This window comes from Protofrankia sp. Cas8 (assembly GCF_963555845.1).
In the GTDB taxonomy this organism is placed as follows: Bacteria; Actinomycetota; Actinomycetes; order Frankiales; family Frankiaceae; genus Protofrankia.
In genome coordinates, this window is sequence record NZ_CAUVXI010000338.1 from 1 (window position 1) to 3,236 (window position 3,236).

Consider the following 3,236-nt stretch of genomic DNA (forward strand, 5'->3'; position numbering starts at 1 on the left):
CTATGATCATGGATGCGGCGAACGCGATCAGATGCCGGGGGGCGTCGGACAGCCCGACCGATGCGAACGGACCGTCCAACAGGTGGGCAACCGCGGGTTCCCCGAGTGACCCCAGCCCCAGGGTGCAGATCGTGATACCCAGTTGAGCACCGGCCAGCATCAGCGAAACGTCCTCCATCGCCCGCAGGGTGGTCTGTGCGCGGGTGGATCCGCTCTGCGCCACCGGTTCGACGGCGCTCCGGCGGGCCGAGATCAACGCGAACTCGGCACCCACGAAGAACGCGTTGAGGAGCAACAGAACGACGGCGAGGCAGACAGCGACCGGGTTGCTCACCGCACCGCGTCCATCATGCCCGGGCTGTGCCGACCCTGGTGCGCCGGCGACCGACCCTGGTGCGCAGGGGGCCGGCCCCGGTGCGCGGGCGGAAGAGCCAGGTGGACACGGTCCACCCGGCGACCGTCCATCAGCTGGACGGTCAGACCGACGCCGTCGACATCGACGATGTCGCCGGTGACGGGCAGCCGGCCGAGCCTGTCTGCGATCAGACCCCCGAGGGTCTGGTAGGCGTCGTCCAGCGGCAACCGCACGCCGACGGTCTGCACAACCTCGTCAACGCGGAGCAGACCGGACAGCAGCCATGTTCCGTCCTTACGCCGCTGCGCGTGCGCGCCCACCCGGTCGTGCTCGTCCACCACATCGCCGACGAGCTCCTCGATCAGATCCTCGATGGTGACCAGACCGTCCGTTCCGCCGAACTCGTCGATGACAACCGCCAGCTGCAGGCCGCCGCGGCGCAGGGTCTCCAGCAGCGGGTCGAGTTCCATCGTGGACGGTACGACCAGATGATCAATCATGACGTCGCCGACGGTCACCGTTTCCCGGTCCTCCTCCCCGACCGCAACGGCGTGCTTGACGTGGATGAGACCGACGACGTCGTCGAGACCCTGGCCGACCACCGGAAAACGGGAGTGCCCGGTCCGGCGGGCCATGGCGATGACCTCGCCGACCGGGTCGTCGACCTGGACGGTACGCATCCGGACCCGGGGAGTCAGGACGTCCGCCGCCTGCTTGCCCCCGAACGCCAGCGAACGCTGGAACAGCGTCGCGGTCTCCGGCGCGAGTGTGCCCTTTTCCGCGGACCTACCCACCAGGGAGAACAGCTCCTGCGCGGATCGGGCGGAGGCGAGCTCCTCCTGGGGCTCGATGCCCATCCGACGCAGCAGGCCGTTGGCGGTTCCGTTGAGGAGGCGGATCGGGTAGCCGGTCACGCGGCTGAAGCCTCGCGCGAACCCCTGTACCGCGCGAGCGGTGGGCAGCGGACGGGCAACCGCCAGATTCTTCGGCACCAGCTCGCCATAGATCATCGTTGTGGCCGTGGCGAGCGCCAGGGCGATCGTCCCGCCGACGCCCCGGACCGCTCCCCCGGGTACGCCGAGGGATTCCAGTGGCCCGTCGAGGATGCCCGCGATCGCCGGTTCGGCGAGGAAACCGATCGCCAGATTGGTGATGGTGATCCCCAGCTGCGCTCCGGACAGCTGGGTCGAAAGATTCGCGAGGGCCGACAGGACACCGGCCGACCGCCTGTCACCCGCGTCGGCGGCGCGCGTCACGCGTGAACGGTCAACCGTCACCATGGCGAACTCCGCGGCGACGAAGACCCCGCAGATCACCACCAGGACGACACTGAGCAGGACAAGGAGCCACTCTGTCATCGCAGCCTGCCCAGGTCGGCTCGCTCCGGGGCAGGCGTCGGACTATGACCGGGTAGATCGGGACTGGGCATGACCCTCTCGAAGATCGACACGATGGGACTCGACACGTCGAAACCCGACGCGGCGCGGGTGGCCACCGACCCTCCGCGACCGGACGCCGCTGACAACCGACACCCTGACAAGGTCCGCTGACCCACGCAACATGGCCTGACACATGTCCCCCAAGAATGCCCGCGCCACTGCGTGGCCCGGTCCACCGGCCGGTGCGGGGGGGATCAGTCGATCTCGAAGAGGCCCTGGCGCACGGCGTACATGACCGCCTCCATACGCGAATGAAGCTGCAGCTTGTCCAGAATATTACGGACATGATTCTTCACTGTGTTCTCACTGATGAACAGTTTGCGCGCGATTTCCCGGTTCGCTCGACCCCCCGCGACCAGCTTGAGGACCTCCAGTTCGCGGGCGGTGAGGTGCGGCGCGGGTACCCGGCTCGGCCGGTCGTCCGATCCGCGCGCCAGGGTGGCGAACTCGACCATCAGCTTCGACGCCATCGAGGGGCTGATCAGGCTCAGTCCGTTGTGCACGGCACGGACTGCACCCGCAACCTCGTGCGGAGGTATCGATTTGAGGAGATAACCGACCGCACCGGCCTTTATCGCTTCGAACAGGTCGGACTCGTCATCACTGACCGTCAACATCACAATCTTCGCGGTCGGCACTTCCCGCTTGATGGCGCCCGCCGCATCAATACCGTCGCGGTGCGGCATCCGGACGTCCATCAGGACGATGTCCGGAGTGGTTCCCGTTGCGATCACGACAGCCTGCCGGCCGTCGGCGGCGCGACCGACGACCGTGATGTCCTCCTCAAGATCGAGAACGGTCTCCAACCCCTGCAGAAACAGCTCGTGATCGTCAACAACGAGCACCCGGATGGGTTCGGGCTGAGGCGCCACCGGCGGCAGGACGCTGACCATCAGAGATCGGAACTACCAGGCACGGGAGGTTCGACGACGACCTGCCACCGGACGGACGAGATGCGATCGACCCATGTGCCCACTCTATGTGACGGTGGTCCTACGTAGAGCCGAGTCTTCCTGCCGGTGCTGATCGAGTCGCGCACGGACACCGCTTCCGACATATCGGAATGGTACGCGCCGCCGCCCCATCGCACCGCCAGCGACACACTATGATCTTACCCGCGAACGTGGTGATTCATCAACCCCGAACCGGACGTATCGTGCGCGCCGCAGCGGGTGGGCCAACGGGGTCCGATCCCGGGGCTCCCGCACCCGCGCCCACCATGGAGCTACGCTAAGTAACATTGTGCATGTCCAGCTCGCGTCCCCTCGGACCCGAACCATCGCGGGGCAGGACTCTGGACCCCTGCGACGCCGCGTCCCTGTTGCCGGTCGCTCCTAGTGGCGCCTGGAGCCGATCAAAGGCAACCTGACCCCATGGTCGCATCCTCACTCAGCACACCCCGGCTGCATCTCAAACCCGGCACCGCATGGTCGGACGCCTAC

General features: G+C 67.1%; 4 protein-coding genes. 1 reads left to right on the top strand and 3 read right to left on the bottom strand.

Annotated features, from left to right (window positions below; translation table 11 throughout):
• A partial coding sequence (locus U9977_RS26450) for a CNNM domain-containing protein (RefSeq protein ID WP_322751991.1) occupies positions 1-334 on the bottom strand: 334 nt, incomplete at its 3' end.
• Positions 331-1,713: a hemolysin family protein gene (locus U9977_RS26455; protein ID WP_322751992.1), complete on the bottom strand. Its 1,383-nt coding sequence runs from the start codon at positions 1,711-1,713 to the stop codon at positions 331-333. The genes U9977_RS26455 and U9977_RS26450, both read right to left, overlap by 4 nt.
• A 69-nt stretch (positions 1,714-1,782) precedes the next feature.
• On the opposite strand from U9977_RS26455, the gene U9977_RS26460 reads away from it, so the two are divergent.
• A complete protein-coding gene (locus U9977_RS26460; RefSeq protein WP_322751993.1) occupies positions 1,783-1,905 on the top strand; it encodes a hypothetical protein in 123 nt (40 codons plus the stop codon).
• Between the two features lie 83 nt (positions 1,906-1,988).
• Here the strand turns inward: U9977_RS26460 and U9977_RS26465 are convergent, their stop codons facing one another.
• Entirely contained in the window at positions 1,989-2,690 is a 702-nt protein-coding gene (locus tag U9977_RS26465; RefSeq protein WP_416210136.1) for a response regulator, read from the bottom strand.
• Positions 2,691-3,236 lie beyond the last annotated feature (546 nt).